The organism is Actinomycetospora chibensis, from assembly GCF_028737215.1.
In the GTDB taxonomy this organism is placed as follows: domain Bacteria; phylum Actinomycetota; class Actinomycetes; order Mycobacteriales; family Pseudonocardiaceae; genus Actinomycetospora; species Actinomycetospora chibensis.
Genome location: NZ_JAQZAM010000003.1, coordinates 351,810 through 366,793, shown reverse-complemented (window position 1 = coordinate 366,793; position 14,984 = coordinate 351,810). Strand labels below are relative to the sequence as shown.

Here is a 14,984-nt window from a genome sequence, read left to right as displayed (position 1 = left end):
CCGGCGGCGCACCGGACGGGACGGCGCGGGCCCGGACGACCGGGCAGAATCGGTTCCGAAGCACCGGCCAGGCACCCCGTGATCCGGACCCGGCCCGGGCCGTCGACCCACCAGCGACAGGGAGATCGAGCCGTGACCACCCAGAAGGGCACCGCGAACGCGGACACCGGCCGGGTCCACATCATCCGCGACGGCCTCTCGTCGCACCTGCCCGACATCGATCCGGACGAGACCGCGGAGTGGATCGAGTCCTTCGACGCGATACTCGAGGGGCAGGGCGAGCAGCGCGCCCGCTACATCATGTTGCAGCTGCTCCAGCGCGCGCGGGAGCGTCGCGTGTCGGTGCCGTCGCTGTACTCCACGGACTACGTCAACACCATCCCGACCGACCAGGAGCCGTGGTTCCCGGGCGACGAGGAGACCGAGCGGCGCTACCGGGCGTGGATCCGGTGGAACGCGGCGGCGATGGTGCACCGCGCGCAGCGTCCGGGCGTCGGGGTCGGCGGGCACATCTCGACCTACGCGTCGGCGGCGTCGCTGTACGAGGTCGGCTTCAACTGGTTCTTCCGCGGCAAGGACCACCCCGGCGGCGGCGACCACGTCTACATCCAGGGCCACGCCTCCCCCGGCATCTACGCCCGCGCCTTCCTCGAGGGCCGCCTGGGCGCCCAGCACCTCGACGGCTTCCGCCAGGAGCTCTCGCACGCCGGGCAGGGCGGGGGTCTGCCGTCGTACCCGCACCCGCGGCTGATGCCGGGCTTCTGGGAGCACCCGACGGTGTCGATGGGCCTCGGCCCGATCAACGCGATCTTCCAGGCGCGCTTCGACCGCTACCTGCACAACCGCGGGATGAAGGACACCTCGCAGCAGCACACCTGGGCGTTCCTCGGCGACGGCGAGATGGACGAGCCGGAGTCGCGTGGCGCCATCCACGTCGCGGCGGCCGAGGGCCTCGACAACCTGACCTTCGTCATCAACTGCAACCTGCAACGCCTCGACGGGCCGGTGCACGGCAACGGCAAGGTCATCCAGGAGCTCGAGTCGTTCTTCCGCGGCGCCGGCTGGAACGTCGTCAAGGTCATCTGGGGCCGTGAGTGGGACCGGCTGCTGCACGCCGACCGCGACGGCGCGCTGATCAACCTCATGAACACCACGCCGGACGGCGACTTCCAGACCTACAAGGCCAACGACGGCGCCTACGTCCGCGAGCACTTCTTCGGCCGCGACCCGCGGACGAAGGAGCTGGTCAAGGATCTCTCCGACGCCGACGTCTGGAACCTCAAGCGCGGCGCGCACGACTACCGCAAGGTCTACGCCGCCTACCAGGCCGCGATGGAGCACCAGGGCCGCCCGACGGTCATCCTGGCGAAGTCGATCAAGGGCTACACGCTCGGACCGACGTTCGAGGGCCGCAACGCGACCCACCAGATGAAGAAGCTGACGCTCCAGGACCTCAAGACGTTCCGCGACGAGGTCCGCGTGCCGATCACCGACGCCGAGCTCGAGCGCGACCCGTACCTTCCGCCGTACTACCACCCCGGCCCGGACGCCCCCGAGATCGAGTACATGCTCGACCGGCGCCGCCAGCTCGGCGGCCCCCTCCCGGAGCGCCGCACCCACGCGAAGCCGCTGGTGCTGCCCGGCGACAAGGTCTACGACGTCGTGCGGCGCGGCTCGGGCAAGCAGGAGATCGCCACGACGATGGCGTTCGTCCGCCTGGTCAAGGAGCTCACCCGCGACGCCGAGATCGGCAAGCGCGTGGTCCCGATCATCCCGGACGAGGCGCGCACGTTCGGGATGGACTCGTTCTTCTCGAACCTCAAGATCTACAACCCGCAGGGCCAGCTCTACACGTCGGTCGACCACGACCAGCTGCTCGCCTACCGCGAGTCCGAGGCCGGCCAGCTGATGCACGAGGGCATCAACGAGGCCGGCTCGGTGGCCTCGTTCACGGCCGTCGGTACGTCGTACGCCACCCACGGCGAGCCGATGATCCCGATCTACATCTTCTACTCGATGTTCGGGTTCCAGCGCACCGGCGACGGCATCTGGGCGGCCACCGACCAGCTGGCGCGCGGCTTCCTGCTCGGCGCCACCGCGGGCCGCTCGACCCTGGTCGGCGAGGGCCTGCAGCACAACGACGGCCACTCGGTGCTGCTCGCGGCCACCAACCCCGGGATCGTGCACTACGACCCGGCGTACGGCTTCGAGATCGCGCACGTCGTGCGCGACGGCCTGGCCCGCATGTACGGCGAGCCCGACCCGCACCGCGACCCGAACGTCAGCTACTACCTCACGGTCTACAACGAGCCCTACCAGCAGCCGGCGGAGCCCGAGGGCCTCGACGTCGACGGGCTGCTGCGCGGGCTCTACCGCTACGCCCAGGCCCCCGGTGGCCCGGGCCCGCGCGCCCAGATCCTCGCCTCCGGCGTCGCGATGCCATGGGCGCTGAAGGCGCAGGAGATGCTGGCGCAGGAGTGGGGTGTGCAGGCCGACGTGTGGTCGGCGACGTCGTGGACCGAGCTGCGCCGCGACGGCGTCGAGACCGACGACCACAACCACGCGCACCCCGACGCCGACCCGCGCACGGCGTACGTGACGCAGGCGCTCTCGGACGCGGCCGGCCCGGTGCTCGCGGTGTCGGACTGGATGAAGGCCGTGCCGGACCTGATCCGCAAGTGGGTGCCGGGCGACTTCACCGTCCTCGGCACCGACGGGTACGGCCTGTCGGACACCCGCCCGGCGGTGCGGCGACACTTCGGCGTCGACGCCGAGAACATCACCGTCGGCATCCTGGCGGCGCTCGCCCGGCGCGGCGAGGTCGGGCACGACACCGTCGTCCGCGCCGCGGCGCAGTACCGGATCGACGACCCCCAGGCGGCGGGCCCGCAGACCTCCGACTCCGGCGTCGCCTGAGCCGCCCCCACCGGGCCGGCGGTGACACGCCGACCCGGTGGGAGGGGGCGCGTCGGCGCGCCCGGCGTAATCGCCCGATGACCGTTCGTCGCGGGAGTCGATGTCGGGGCTGGTCTCCCACCCCGTCCTTCCGGATAGGCTGTCGCCGTCACGCCGCCCGGACGCCCCCGGACGATCCTGGCGGCGCGGCTCCGACGTTCCGGAGCTCCCGGCTCCGGCGGCGGATCTGAAGGTCGGGGCTGATCGACGCCTCGTGACATCGGTATGAGGAGCAAGAATGGCAGAAGGCACCGTCAAGTGGTTCAACAGCGAGAAGGGCTTCGGCTTCCTCGCTCCCGACGGTGGTGGCGCTGACGTGTTCGTCCACTACTCGGCCATCCAGGCTCGCGGCTTCCGCACCCTGGACGAGGGTCAGCGCGTCTCGTTCGACGTCGAGCAGGGCCAGAAGGGCCTGCAGGCCGTTCAGGTCACGCCGCTGTAAGGACTCGGCGGAGTCACCTCACGAATCGGGGGCGGGGCGTCGGGAGACGCGCCGCCCCCGTCGTGTGTCCGGGGTCGGGCGCCGGCTACGTGGAGCGAGGGTCGCCCCGACTGCGTTCAGCGCCCCCAGGGACGCCCTCGCTGCGCGATCCCGCGCGCTTGCGGGTGGAGCGAGGGTCACCTTCACTGCGTCCCACGCACCCAGGGACCCCCTCGCTGCGCGACCCCGCGCACTCAGGCCGTGGTGACGACGGCCAGCTCGGCGCCGTCGGGGCCCGCGCGGAGCTCGACCACCCCGGTGCCGGTGATCTCGAGGCTGTCGTCGGCGGCGGCGCCGGTCGGGTCGGTGAGGGCGCCCCGGGCCACGTGCACGTGCCGGAACTCCCCGTCGGCCGGGGACCACGCGTCGCCGGCGGCGAGCCGCGCGACCGTCACCGTCACGCCGGGACGGCGCAGCCCGAGTACGAACGGTCCGGTGGCGAGGTCCGGCCGGTGGTGGGTCAGCGACGGCTCCCCCGCCGGCGGGTCGTCCATCCCCGGCGCGATCCAGATCTGGACGAGGTGCGCGGTCGCCTCCGGGGCGGCGCGCTCGTCGTGGTGCCAGCCGGTGCCGGCGACGAGGTGCTGCAGGGTGCCGGCGGGCGCGGGCGTGTCGACGCCGTCGGGGCCCGTGTGGATCATCGTCCCGTCGACGACCCAGGCCAGGATCTCGACGTCGCGGTGTTCGTGGGCCCCGTACGCGACGCCCGCGGCGAGCTCGTCGTCGTTGTGCGCGACGAGGGCGCCGAACGAGGTGCGCTCCGGGTCGTAGTGCGCCCCGAAGGACAGCCCGTGGCGCGAGCGCACCCCGTCGCCCCCGCTGACCGGGCGCTCGTCGCGCGGACGGATCCGGACGGTCGCCATCCGTGCCATGCTCCCCGTCCATGACCAGCGCCGCGGTCCCGGGGCTGCCCGGCCGCGCCGCGGGGGGTCGCAGCCCCGTCCGGGCCACGACGCTGCGCCGCCTCGAGCGCTCCTCCGGGGAGGTCGCGAACGCCGGTGTCGCCGCGATGGCGGCCCGCCTGCCCTGGTTCACGCGCCTGACCGCCGAGCAGCGTTCCGGGGTCCTGCTGGTCACGCAGACGGGCACCGCGAACTTCGTCGCCTGGCTGCGCGATCCCGACGCCACCCCTCGGCTCACCGCCGAGGCCTTCCGCAGCGCCCCGCTCGACCTCGCCCGCCGCGTGACGCTGCGCCAGACCGTGGAGCTGGTGCGCATCGCGATCGCGGTGTTCGAGGAGCGCATCCCCCGGCTGGGCGTCGACGAGGCCGAGCAGGCCGCGCTGGAGCACGCGGTGCTGCGCTTCGGGCGCGAGGTCGCGTTCTCCGCCGCGACGGTCTACGCGAGCGCCGCCGAGGCCCGCGGCGCGTGGGACGCCCGGCTCGAGGCGCTGGTGGTCGACGCCGTCGTGCGTGGCGAGGCGGCGGAGACGCTGCTCTCGCGCGCGTCGGCGCTGGGCTGGGACCCGGCCACCGAGACCACCGCGCTGGTGGGCGAGCCGCCCGCCGAGGAGCCGCCCGAGCCGCTGCACGCGGTGCGGCGCGCCGCCCACCGCGCCGGGGCGACGGTGCTGCTCGGGACGCACGGCGCGAAGCTCGTCATGATCGCCGGGCCGGGGGCGCCGCTGGACGAGCTGTCGGCGTCGTTCGGGCCGGGCGCGGTCGTCGCCGGGCCCACGGTCGCCGGGCTCACCGAGGCCCACCTCAGCGCGACGCGCGCGCTGGCCGGGCACCGCGCGGTCCGGGCATGGCCGGGTGCCCCGCGCCCCGTCGCGGCCGACGACCTGCTCCCCGAGCGGGTGCTCGACGGCGACGCCGGGGCCGTCGAGCAGCTGCGTCGCGAGGTCGCGGCGCCGCTGCGCGAGGCGGGCGGCGAGCTCGCGGCCACCGTCGAGTGCTACCTCGACGTCTCCGGCGTGCTCGAGGCCGCGGCCCGGGCGCTCTACGTGCACCCCAACACCGTCCGCTACCGGCTGCGGCGGGTGTCCGAGGTCACGGGCCGTCACCCCGGCGAGGCGCGCGGCGCGCTGGTGCTGCGGCTCGCACTCGTCCTCGATCGGTTGCACTCCGGAGCATCACCGGGATGAGGCCCTGACCTGCATCGTCGTGGTCCGCGTCGCCCCTGGCGGGGTGTGTGTGATCCGGGGCATTGTGGGAACTCCACAACCACGGCGGACGCGAGTTCGTCGCCCCGACGCCTTCGGCCCGACGTGGGGTCGTGATGAGGTGGCTACGTGATCGCGATCCTCGCCCCCGGTCAGGGCGCCCAGAAGCCCGGCATGCTCGCCCCGTGGCTCGACCGCCCCGAGGCCCGTGGGCGGCTCGAGGCGTTCTCCGACGCGGCCGGGCTCGACCTCGTGCACCTCGGTGTCGAGGCGGACGCCGCCGCCATCGAGGACACCGCGGTGACGCAGCCGCTGCTCGTGGCGTCCGCGCTGCTCGCCTGGGACCAGCTCCGGCTCGAGGTGACCGTCCCCGACGACGCGGTGGTGGCCGGGCACTCCGTGGGCGAGCTCGCCGCCGCCGCGATCGCCGAGGTCATCGATGCCGAGCAGGCCGTCGCCCTCGCGGCCGTGCGCGGGCGGGAGATGGCCGCCGCGTGCGCCGAGGAGCCGACGTCGATGGCCGCCGTGCTCGGCGGCGACGCCGACGCCGTGCTCGCGCGTCTCGCCGAGCTCGACCTCGAGCCGGCCAACCGCAACGGGTCCGGTCAGATCGTCGCCGCCGGCCGCAAGGACGCCATCGACGCGCTCGTCGAGGCCCCGCCCGAGGGCGCCCGGGTTCGCGCGCTGTCGGTCGCCGGCGCGTTCCACACCCGCTTCATGGAGCCGGCCGAGAAGGCGCTGGGCGCCTGGGTCGGCGAGCACCGCGACCAGCTCGCCCCGGCGGCCCCCTCGCACCCGCTGCTGCAGAACGCCGACGGCGCGGTGGTCACCGACGGCGGCGAGTTCCTCGACCGCCTCGTGGCCCAGGTGACGCGCTCGGTGCGCTGGGACTCCTGCATGGACACCCTCGCCGAGCGCGGCGTCGGCGCGGTCATCGAGCTGACGCCTGCGGGCACGCTCACCGGGATGGTCAAGCGCGCGATCAAGGGAACGGCCGTCGTCAACGTGAACGCACCGGACGACCTGGAGAAGGCCGCGCAGACGGTCGGGGAGCACGCGTGAAGATCCAGTTGACCCCGCCCGTCGCCGGCGCCCGCATCCTCGGGCTCGGCAGCATGCAGCCCGACACCGTCGTCACCAACCACGACCTCGAGAAGCGCGTCGAGACCAACGACGCGTGGATCCAGAGCCGTGTCGGGATCATCGAGCGGCGCTTCGGCACCGAGAAGGATTCGGTGGTGTCGATGGGCGTCGACGCCGGGTCGAAGGCCCTGGCCGACGCCGGCCTCTCCCCCACCGACCTCGACGCCGTCATCGTCGCGACCTGCACGATGGCCAAGCCGATCCCGAACGCCGCGGCGCAGACCGCCGACCGCATCGGGGTGAACGGCATCGGGGCGTTCGACGTCAACACCGCCTGCGCCGGCTTCTGCTACGGCGTCGGCATGGCCGGCGACATGATCCGCTCGGGCACCGCGCGCCACGTGCTGGTCATCGGCTCGGAGAAGCTCTCCGACTGGCTGGACATGGACGACCGCTCGACCTGCATCATCTTCGCCGACGGGGCGGGCGCCGCGGTGCTCGGACCGGCGACCACCGAGGACGAGGTCGGCGTCGGCCCGGTCGTCTGGGGGGCGGCGGGCGACCTCGTCTCCACGATCCACATCGACGAGACCGACGCCCTGCGCCAGGAGGGTCAGGCGGTCTTCCGCTGGGCCACCACGAAGATCGCGCCGGTCGCGCTGCGCGCCGTCGAGGCCGCAGGCCTGACCCCCGCCGACATCGACGTGCTCGTCCCCCACCAGGCCAACCTGCGCATCGTCGAGGCGATCGCGAAGCGCCTGCGCCAGGCCGGGGCCCGCGACGACCTGCGCGTCGCCGACGACATCCAGTACTCCGGCAACACGTCGTCGGCCTCGATCCCGATGGCCATCGACCACATGCGCGGCGCCGGGCGTGCCCGTTCCGGTGACGTGGCGCTGCTCGTCGGCTTCGGCGCCGGCCTGTCGTACGCGGGGCAGGTCGTCGTCCTGCCCTGAGACGTCCTACGGTGCGCACCGCACGGCGCGCACCGAACGAAGAGAAGCACGAGAAAGGGAGCCAGTGGCGACCAACGAAGAGATCCTGCCCGACCTCGCGAGCATCGTGGAGGAGGTCGCCGGCGTCGACGCCGCGGAGGTCACCTCCGAGAAGTCGTTCGTCGACGACCTCGACATCGACTCGCTCTCCATGGTGGAGATCGCTGTGCAGGCCGAGGACAAGTTCGGCGTCAAGATCCCGGACGACGAGCTGGCCAAGCTGACCACGGTTCAGGACGCCGTCGACTACATCTCCTCGCACTCGTGAGCGCCACCGGCCAGGGGGTCGTCGTCACCGGCATGGGAGCGACGACCCCGCTCGGCGGCGACGTGGCGACCACGTGGGACGGCCTCCTGGCCGGTCGCAGCGGCGTCTCCACCATCGACGAGGAGTGGGTCGACACGTTCGAGCTGCCGGTGAAGATCGCCGCGCAGCTCGCGACGGAGCCGACCGAGACCATCAAGCGTGTCGAGGCCCGGCGCCTCGACCGCAGCGAGCAGACCGCGATCGTCGCGGCCCGCGAGGCCTGGGCGCACGCGGACCTCGGCGACTACCCGTCCACCGAGGACGGCTCGCCGAAGGTCGAGGGTCTGCGGCTCGCCGTCATCATCGGCACCGGTATCGGCGGCGCGCTGACCCTGCTCGGACAGGACGACATCCTCGAGCAGCAGGGCCTGCGCAAGGTCTCGGTGCTCACCATCCCGATGCTCATGCCGAACGGCCCGGCCGCGCACGTCGGGCTGGAGTTCGGCGCCGCGGCGGGCGTGCACGCGCCCGTCTCGGCCTGCGCGTCGGGCGCCGAGGCCATCGCGTGGGCGTGGCGGATGCTCAAGGCCGACGAGGTCGACGTCGTCGTCGCCGGCGGAACCGAGGCGTGCATCGCCCCGATCACGATCGGCGGCTTCAGCCAGGCGCGCACCATGGCGCTGCGCAACGACGAGCCCGAGCGCGCCTCGCGGCCCTTCGACACCGGCCGCAACGGCTTCGTCCTCGGCGAGGGCGCCGGCATGGTCGTGCTCGAGCGCGAGGAGTTCGCGCAGGCCCGCGGGGCCACGGTGCACGGGCGCATCGCCGGCATCGGCACCAGCGCCGACGCGTACCACATCACCGCGCCCGACCCCGAGGGAACGGGCCAGTCCCGCGCCATCGCGGCCGCGCTGCGCACCGCGGGTATCGACCCGTCCGACGTGGGTCACGTGAACTGCCACGCCACCGCCACCTCGGTGGGCGACGTGGCCGAGACCGTGGCCGTCAAGAAGGCGATCGGCGAGCACCCCGTGCTCACCGCTCCCAAGGGCTCGCTGGGTCACCTGCTCGGTGCCGCCGGCGCCGTCGAGGCGATCACGACGATCCTGTCGGTGCGCGAGGGCCTCGTGCCGCCCACCGCGAACCTCGAGGAGCTCGACCCCGACGTCACCCTCGATGTCGTCGCGGGCGACGCGCGCAAGGTGTCGCTCGACGCCGCGATCAGCGACTCGTTCGGCTTCGGCGGGCACAACGTGTGCCTGGCGATCACGCCTGCCTGAGTCCTCTAGCAGGGCGTCCGCAGCTGGCTGCCGGGTCGGGGGTCGACGAGACGGGGCTCGCCCTGCTCGGTCTCGACGACCGCCCCGACCTGCCAGCACAGCCGCGGGACCCGGACGTCCGCGGGAGCGTCGGCCGGGTCCTGGGTGGTGACGTAGCCCAGCGGCACGACCAGCTCGCCGCCGGCCACGGGGTCGATGCGGCGGACCACGACCGACCCCACGCGCTGGGTGCGCGCGACCGCGGCGAAGGCGGCTGCGTCCACGCGCGCGTCCGCCACGAGCGTCGCCCGGTAGGCGGACAGGTCGCCGCTGTTGCGGGCGTCGGTCCAGCGCTGGAGGAGGTCGCGGACCGCGCCCGATTGCGGGTGCGCGGCCGCCGACGCGGAGAGCACGACGGTCGGCGGGCCGGCGGAGCCGTCGGCGGGCAGCTCCGCGCCCACGAGCACGGGCCCGGTGTCGCCCACCGCGGCCCGGGCGACGGTGGCGGCGCGGGCGCCAAGCACGGCCCCGGCCACGACGACCAGCATCAGGGCGAGGGCGAGCGCGACGGGCACCACGATGCCGGGACGCAGGCGGTCGGCGAGGGCGCCGTCCCGCAACCGACCGAGCATGGCTCCCAGCCTGCCAGTACCCCCCGACACGCTCCCGACGGTAGGTGGGGAGGCCAGGACTAGCCGACCTGGTGCAGGCGGGCGGACGCGGCGCCGTCGCCGGCGTAGCGGAACTCCTCGAGCGCGGCGTCCCACCGGGTGCCGAGCATGTCGTCGAGGCGGCGGGTGAGCGCCTCGCGGGTGCCGGCGCCTGCCAGGGCGGTCCGGACCTGGTCCTCCCCGAGGACGATGTCGCCGTTCGCGCTCGTACGGCCGTGCCAGAGGCCCAGGCCCGGGACGTGGCTGAAGCGCTCGCCGTCCGTGCCCGGGGAGGGGTCCTCGGTGATCTCGAAGCGCACCATCCCCCAGGCGCGCAGAGCGGTCGCCAAACGGGCCGCGGTGCCCGTGGGACCCACCCACGTGCACTCGGCACGCACCGTCCCTGGTGCCGCGTCCTGCGCGGACCAGTTCAGCACGACCCGAGCGTCGAGGACGCTCGAGAGCGCCCACTCGACGTGCGGTCCGACCGCAGACGGCGACGAGTGGACGTAGACAACGCCACGGGTGCTCACTGCTGACCTCCGGCTCGACGAGAAGCGCCTTCCCCAACGTCCTCGTCCGAACTTCGGCCCTCTGGATCACCCAGCGCTGCAGTGTGCACCGTGGGACGGGTGTGGCGCCAGTGCCCCCCGGATCTCGGGCGTGTCGACCCCGCGGCCCGTAGAGTCGTCGTACCGTGACCGACGATCACCGTCCGAACACGGGCGGTGCGCGGTTCGGGGACGTCTTCGCCGACGCCCAGTTCCGGGCCCTCTGGGCGGCCCAGCTGCTCTCGGTCCTCGGCGACCAGGTCGCCCGCGTCGCCCTCGCCGTCCTCGTGTTCACCGAGACGGGGTCGGCGGGGCTGACCGCGCTGACCTACGCCCTGACCTTCCTGCCCGACCTCGTCGCCGGTCCCCTGCTCTCCGGCATCGCCGACCGCGCTCCGCGCCGGCTGACGATGGTCGTGAGCGATCTCCTGCGCGCCGGGGTGCTCGTCCTCATGGCCGTGCCCGGGATGCCGTTCGCGGTGCTGTGCGCGCTGGTCGTGGCGGGCCAGTTGATCGCCGCGCCGTTCGCCGCGGCGCGGGCGGCGATCCTGCCCCACGTGCTCAGCGGGGAGCGCTACGTCGTGGCCTCGGCGGTGTCCGGCACGACGTACCAGAGCGGGCAGGTCCTCGGCTTCGCGCTCGGCGGGCCGCTGGTGGCCCTCGTCGGGGTGCCGGTCGCCCTGCTCGCCGACGCCGCGACGTTCGTCGTCTCGGCGCTGATCCTGCAGGTCGGGGTGGCGGAGCAACGGGCGACGGGCGGGGTCCCCGACGACGCCGGCGTCCGCCTGCGCGACGGCGCCCGGATCGTCGCGGGCGACCGGCGCCTGCGCTCGCTGGTCGCGCTCGCCTGCGTGTCGGCGTTCGTCGTGACCGTGGAGGGCCTGGCCGCGCCGTACGCGGCGTCGCTGGGCGGCGGGCCGGTGACCGTGGGCCTGCTGCTCGCCGCGAACCCGCTCGGAGCGGCGCTCGGCATCGTCCTGCTCGCCCGCCTCGTCCCGCCGGCGCGGCGCGACCGGCTGCTCGGGCCGCTCGCGGTGCTGTCCTGCGTCCCGCTCGTGGCGTCCGCGCTCGATCCGCCGCTGGGCGGGGTGATCGCGCTGTGGGTCGTCTCGGGGCTCGCGTGCGCCTACCAGGTGCCGGCGAACGCCGCCTTCGTCGCCGCGGTGCCCGACGCGCACCGCGGCCAGGCCTTCGGGCTCGCCGTGACCGCCCTGCGCGTCACGCAGGGCGTCGGGGTGCTCGTCGCGGGCCTGCTCGCCGAGCGGACCGGGCCGGCGACGGCCGTGGCCCTCGCCGGTGCCCTCGGCGTCGTCGTGGCGCTCCTCTGTGCCGTCGCCTGGAACCGCGCCCGCGGATCCTGATCGGGCCCGGGCGTCGTCACTGGCTGGTATCGCTCGCCTGGCGAGCGATACCAGCCAGTAGCACGACGGCCGGGGTCCGGGACTAGTGCCAGTTCGAGTCCCGGTGCCAGTTGGAGTCGGCGAAGTGCCAGTTGGAGTCCGCGAAGTGCCAGTTCGAGTCCCGGTGCCAGTTCGAGTCGGCGAAGTGCCAGTTGGAGTCGCGGTGCCAGTTCGAGTCGGCCACGGGGGTTCCCTTCGGATCTCTGGGGCGTCGGTCGGACGGGTCGGGCCCGCCGCCACGGACGTGGCCCAACGCACACGCTGTGTGGTGAGCCGGCCGCGACGTCGGTGCGATCACCGACCTCTCTCCGCGTTGACGGAGAGCGACCGGACTGTCACATCCAGCGGTGCATCGCGGCGCATCCGCCCCTCGATGCTCGCCAAGGGTGCTGTGCGTGACCAGACGGCGACTGGGCGTCAACCATCGGAGTGATTACTGCCCAACGGGTGATGCGGGATGACGAGATCCACAATCCGTCGGTACCGTGTTCCGCACGCGGAGACCGCCCCTGCGGCGCTCCGTCAGCTCGGAGGAGGTCACTCATCGTGACGGCGCGTGAACCTGTGAGGGGTCCTGGCGACCCCGGGTCCGCGCTCTCTCCCGCGTCCGGAGCAGCACAGCCCGAACATTCGGTACGTCCTGTGACGGAGGGGTCCATTCAGACCGGGGAGGGCGACGGGGTGCGGCCGGTACGTCCGGCCCGCCCGACCGCCGACGGCCCGGTGGACGGTCCGGACGTCGACGTGTCCGACGTCACGGCCTCCGCAGCCGCCACGGGGCCCGGACGCGCCGCCCTCCCCCGGGTCGACCTCCGTCGTCTCGACCCGCGCCGCTGGAGCCTGTGGCAGGCGCCGCGCCGGGTCGTCGTCGCCGTCCTGCTCGTCGACCTCGTCGCCGTGGGCCTGTCCCTCGGCGTCGCCGGGACGGAGGCGATCGGGCCGGCCGACTGGCGTGCGCTCGCGCTCCTCGTGCTCGGCCTCGTCATCCACGTCGAGACCGCCCGCGGGATCGAACGACGGCGAGAGGTCGTCGCCGACGGCCAGCCCTACATCGAGCTGAAGTCCGTCTGGAGCTTCGCGGGGCTGCTCCTGCTCCCCATCGGCCTGGCCCTGGCCCTCGTGGTCGTCACGTTCGCGTACTGGTGGCTCCGGGTCAGTCAACGCCCCGTGCCGCACCGGTGGACGTACTCCGCCGCGACCGTGCTCATCGCCTCCGTCGCGGCGTGGCAGGTCCTCGAGCTCGTGCCCGGCGGGGTCCTGGTCAAGGTCGCAGGCCCGCTCGGGCTCCTCGTCCTCGTGGCGGCGGGCGTCACCCGCTGGGTGGTCAACCACGGGCTCGTCGTCTTCATGATCTGCCTCAGCGCGCCCGGGACGCCCTGGTGGAAGCGGCTCGGGTCGCCCACCGACACGCTCATCGGCATCGGCGCGCTCGCGCTCGGTGCCGCGCTGGCCGTCGTCGCCGTGACGACGCCGTGGCTGCTGCCCGTGCTGCTCATTCCCGTGATGGGCATGCACCGCGGCTTCCTGATCCAGCAGTTCGCCCGCGCCGCGCGCACCGACCCCAAGACGGGTCTCGCGAACGCCACGGCGTGGCGCGACCAGGCCGACCGCGAGCTCGCCCGTCTCCGCCGCCGGGGCGGCGAGCTCGGCGTGATCATGGTCGACATCGACGCGTTCAAGGCGATCAACGACCGGCACGGCCACCTCGTCGGCGACGCGGTCCTGCGCGCCGTCGCCGACACCCTCCGGGCCGAGGTCCGCCCCTACGACGCCGTCGGGCGGTTCGGGGGCGAGGAGTTCATCGTGCTGCTCGCCGAGGCGAACCCCGAGCAGGTCGTGCGCACCGCCGAGCGCCTGCGGCGCAGCATCGCCGAGTGCGAGGTGGTCGTGGCCCCGACCCTCGGCGGCGGCACGGTGCGGGGCCTGACGGCCTCGATCGGCACCGCCTCGTTCCCGCAGGCCTCCCACGACCTCGACGGCCTCATGGTCAGCGCCGACGCCGCGCTCTACGCCGCCAAGCACGGGGGCCGCAACCGGGTGGAGTGCGCGCCCCCGCGCTAGGGGACGTCAGCGGAACGCGGCGATGCCGGTGACCGCCTGGCCGATCGAGAGGGCGTGCATCTCCTCGGTGCCCTCGTAGGTCAGGACGGTCTCGAGGTTGGTCATGTGGCGGAACACGGGGTACTCGAGCGTGATCCCGTTGCCGCCGAGCACGGTGCGCGCCGTGCGGGCGACGTCGAGCGCGGCCCGGACGTTCGCCATCTTCCCGAAGCTGACCTGCGCCGGGTGCAGCTGCTCGGCGTCCTTGAGCCGCCCGATGCGCGAGGCCGTCAGCCCGGCCTGGTTCACCGCGACCACCATGTCGGCGAGCTTGCGCTGCGTCAGCTGGAACCCGGCGATCGGCTGTCCGAACTGCTCGCGGTCGATCGAGTAGGCGCGCGCCGACTCGTAGCAGGCCCGCGCCGCGCCCACGGCACCCCAGAGGATCCCGTAGCGCGCCTCGTTGAGGCACGACAGCGGGCCCTTGAGCCCGCGCACCTCGGGGAAGGCGGCGTCGGCGGGCAGCCGCACGCCCTCGAGGACGAGCTCGGCGGTGAGCGACGCCCGCAGCGAGAGCTTGTGCTTGACCTCGTTGGCGGTGAAGCCGGGGGTGTCGGTGGGGACGACGAACCCGCGTATGCCCTTGCTGCCCTGCTCCGGGTCGGTCTGCGCCCAGACGACGGCGACGTCGGCGAGCGTCCCGTTGGTGATCCACATCTTGGAGCCGTCGAGCACCCAGTCATCACCGTCACGGCGGGCGCGCGTGCGCATCGAGCCCGGGTCGGAGCCGGCGTCGGCCTCGGTGAGCCCGAAGCAGCCCAGCGCCTCGCCGGTGGCCATCGACGGCAGCCACCGCTGCTTGTGCTCCTCGGAGCCCCACCGGTGGATCGCGAACATCGCGAGCGACCCCTGCACGCTGACGAAGCTGCGCAGCCCCGAGTCGACGGCCTCGAGCTCGCGGCAGGCCAGCCCGTAGGAGGTGGCGTTGGTGCCCGCGCAGCCGTAGCCCTCGAGGTGCATGCCGAGCAGGCCGAGCGAGCCCAGGCCCTTGGCGATGTCGCGGGGCAGGGTGTTCGACTCGTACCACTCGGCGATGCGGGGGCTGAGCTCCGCGGCGGCGTAGTCGCGCACCGCGTCGCGGATGTCGCGTTCCTCGGCGCTCAGGTCGGCGTCGACGCCGAGGAAGTCGCTGGGGTCGGGAGGAGCGGTCGCCATGGGT

14 protein-coding genes are annotated in these 14,984 nt (G+C 73.7%); 9 read left to right on the top strand and 5 right to left on the bottom strand.

All coding sequences use genetic code 11. From position 1 onward, the window contains the following. Positions 1-132: 132 nt before the first annotated feature. Complete coding sequence (gene aceE, locus PH189_RS06440) at positions 133-2,916, top strand: pyruvate dehydrogenase (acetyl-transferring), homodimeric type (RefSeq protein ID WP_274187929.1); 2,784 nt, start codon at positions 133-135, stop codon at positions 2,914-2,916. A 277-nt stretch (positions 2,917-3,193) separates the two neighbouring features. Further along, entirely contained in the window at positions 3,194-3,397 is a 204-nt protein-coding gene (locus PH189_RS06435) for a cold-shock protein (protein ID WP_116710338.1), read from the top strand. A gap of 233 nt (positions 3,398-3,630) precedes the next feature. On the opposite strand, the gene PH189_RS06430 is transcribed toward PH189_RS06435, so the two are convergent. Beyond that, positions 3,631-4,299, bottom strand: a complete 669-nt coding sequence (locus PH189_RS06430; protein ID WP_274187928.1) for a pirin family protein — start codon at positions 4,297-4,299, stop codon at positions 3,631-3,633. A gap of 20 nt (positions 4,300-4,319) precedes the next feature. Between PH189_RS06430 and PH189_RS06425 the strand changes: the two genes are divergently transcribed. The 5 genes from PH189_RS06425 (at position 4,320) to PH189_RS06405 (ending at position 9,145) form a co-directional block, all read left to right on the top strand. Then, complete coding sequence (locus PH189_RS06425; protein ID WP_274187927.1) at positions 4,320-5,522, top strand: PucR family transcriptional regulator; 1,203 nt, start codon at positions 4,320-4,322, stop codon at positions 5,520-5,522. A gap of 147 nt (positions 5,523-5,669) precedes the next feature. Next, positions 5,670-6,602 carry an ACP S-malonyltransferase gene (locus PH189_RS06420; protein ID WP_274187926.1) on the top strand — a complete coding sequence of 311 codons (933 nt, stop codon included), beginning with the start codon at positions 5,670-5,672 and terminating at the stop codon, positions 6,600-6,602. Between the two features lie 2 nt (positions 6,603-6,604). Next, complete coding sequence (locus PH189_RS06415; protein WP_378015034.1) at positions 6,605-7,579, top strand: beta-ketoacyl-ACP synthase III; 975 nt, start codon at positions 6,605-6,607, stop codon at positions 7,577-7,579. Between the two features lie 64 nt (positions 7,580-7,643). Further along, entirely contained in the window at positions 7,644-7,886 is a 243-nt protein-coding gene (locus PH189_RS06410; RefSeq protein ID WP_274187924.1) for an acyl carrier protein, read from the top strand. After that, positions 7,883-9,145, top strand: coding sequence for a beta-ketoacyl-[acyl-carrier-protein] synthase family protein (locus PH189_RS06405; RefSeq protein WP_274187923.1), 1,263 nt, complete (start codon positions 7,883-7,885; stop codon positions 9,143-9,145). The genes PH189_RS06410 and PH189_RS06405 overlap by 4 nt, the downstream gene beginning before the upstream one ends. 5 nt (positions 9,146-9,150) lie before the next feature. Here the strand turns inward: PH189_RS06405 and PH189_RS06400 are convergent, their stop codons facing one another. Both PH189_RS06400 and PH189_RS06395 read right to left on the bottom strand, forming a co-directional pair. Next, positions 9,151-9,756 (bottom strand): hypothetical protein, encoded by a 606-nt coding sequence (locus PH189_RS06400; RefSeq protein WP_274187922.1) that lies wholly within the window; start codon positions 9,754-9,756, stop codon positions 9,151-9,153. A 59-nt stretch (positions 9,757-9,815) separates the two neighbouring features. Continuing rightward, positions 9,816-10,307: a DUF3145 domain-containing protein gene (locus PH189_RS06395; RefSeq protein ID WP_274187921.1), complete on the bottom strand. Its 492-nt coding sequence runs from the start codon at positions 10,305-10,307 to the stop codon at positions 9,816-9,818. A 164-nt stretch (positions 10,308-10,471) separates the two neighbouring features. On the opposite strand from PH189_RS06395, the gene PH189_RS06390 reads away from it, so the two are divergent. Then, positions 10,472-11,686 (top strand): MFS transporter, encoded by a 1,215-nt coding sequence (locus tag PH189_RS06390; RefSeq protein WP_274187920.1) that lies wholly within the window; start codon positions 10,472-10,474, stop codon positions 11,684-11,686. Between the two features lie 82 nt (positions 11,687-11,768). Here the strand turns inward: PH189_RS06390 and PH189_RS06385 are convergent, their stop codons facing one another. Then, positions 11,769-11,909, bottom strand: coding sequence for a hypothetical protein (locus PH189_RS06385; protein ID WP_274187919.1), 141 nt, complete (start codon positions 11,907-11,909; stop codon positions 11,769-11,771). A gap of 458 nt (positions 11,910-12,367) precedes the next feature. Here PH189_RS06385 and PH189_RS06380 point away from each other — a divergent pair, with 458 nt between their 5' ends. Beyond that, on the top strand, positions 12,368-13,786 hold the full coding sequence (locus PH189_RS06380; protein WP_274187918.1) for a sensor domain-containing diguanylate cyclase: 1,419 nt from the start codon (positions 12,368-12,370) through the stop codon (positions 13,784-13,786). A 6-nt stretch (positions 13,787-13,792) separates the two neighbouring features. On the opposite strand, the gene PH189_RS06375 is transcribed toward PH189_RS06380, so the two are convergent. After that, entirely contained in the window at positions 13,793-14,980 is a 1,188-nt protein-coding gene (locus PH189_RS06375) for an acyl-CoA dehydrogenase family protein (RefSeq protein ID WP_274187917.1), read from the bottom strand. Positions 14,981-14,984: the final 4 nt, after the last annotated feature.

Bases quoted from the DNA above. Each gene is read 5' to 3' on its own strand.
- PH189_RS06375 (WP_274187917.1), bottom strand. From the start codon at position 14,980: ATGGCGACCGCTCCTCCCGACCCCAGCGACTTCCTCGGCGTCGACGCC.
- PH189_RS06400 (WP_274187922.1), bottom strand. From the start codon at position 9,756: ATGCTCGGTCGGTTGCGGGACGGCGCCCTCGCCGACCGCCTGCGTCCC.
- PH189_RS06435 (WP_116710338.1), top strand. From the start codon at position 3,194: ATGGCAGAAGGCACCGTCAAGTGGTTCAACAGCGAGAAGGGCTTCGGC.
- PH189_RS06430 (WP_274187928.1), bottom strand. From the start codon at position 4,299: ATGGCGACCGTCCGGATCCGTCCGCGCGACGAGCGCCCGGTCAGCGGG.
- PH189_RS06425 (WP_274187927.1), top strand. From the start codon at position 4,320: ATGACCAGCGCCGCGGTCCCGGGGCTGCCCGGCCGCGCCGCGGGGGGT.